Source organism: Cohnella luojiensis (assembly GCF_004564235.1).
Taxonomy (GTDB): Bacteria; Bacillota; Bacilli; order Paenibacillales; family Paenibacillaceae; genus Cohnella; species Cohnella luojiensis.
On the sequence record NZ_SOMN01000109.1, the window covers coordinates 1 to 808 of the forward strand.

Here is an 808-nt window from a genome sequence, read left to right on the forward strand (position 1 = left end):
TATAACGTTCTCGTATTCACGACGTCCCACCGACTTAAGGCTCCGTCAGGAGCCGGCCGCGATGCGGTTAGTCGGTGCGGATGTGTCCGGCTGATTATGCTTCCCCGCTACTGAATATACATCAATCGAATCCACTTCTACCCTTCTGTCCGGACCGAGGGCCGAATGGCCCGATGCGTGAATATTGTGTTATACGAAGGGACTGGCATCTTTGAAAAACTCACAGAATGTAGTCCTTAGATATGTTGATTCTTATTATTTCTTTGTCTTGATTGTCATACCACACGGAACCTGATGGGAAGTTACTTTCAGTCTTCTGAATTAAAGGCACGTATGAGATAAAATAGCCCGCCTCTAGTACTGATAAATAATATTTCTCTCCATCTACAATTGTGAGTATCTTAGAGATGTTATCTGTATTCCTCCCTATGAATTTCACGTATTGACCTTTATTTGTATTAATAATTCTATACCTGACTTCATTTGAACCATAACCTGTAGAATCTAGTTTGAATTTATTATTTGAACCTTTGGTTAGTACAGATTCACCTATTTCTGAACCTAATGTAAACAGAACGATTCGTTTATTATCAATATCTTTCATTAGTTTTATTTGAATCGGTTGATCTACCATCTTACTTATTGATTTATTTATTGCTTGTTCATTATCGATAATTCTGTAAGTATAATGCGGCTTTAAGTATTGTGTAGAAGCAACTGTTAAGAAAAAAACTACACCTATTGAAATAAGTACTTTATATTTTTTTACGAACTTCAAACAGCTCTTCAGTCCTTTCGTATAACGTTC

Annotated in this window: 1 protein-coding gene; it reads right to left on the reverse strand. The window is 36.9% G+C overall.

Translation table 11 applies throughout. The annotated features are described in order from the left end of the window. Window positions 1-220: 220 nt before the first annotated feature. Window positions 221-808, reverse strand: a 588-nt coding sequence (locus E2980_RS23950) for a hypothetical protein (protein WP_205700028.1), incomplete at its 5' end; no start/stop codon positions are given.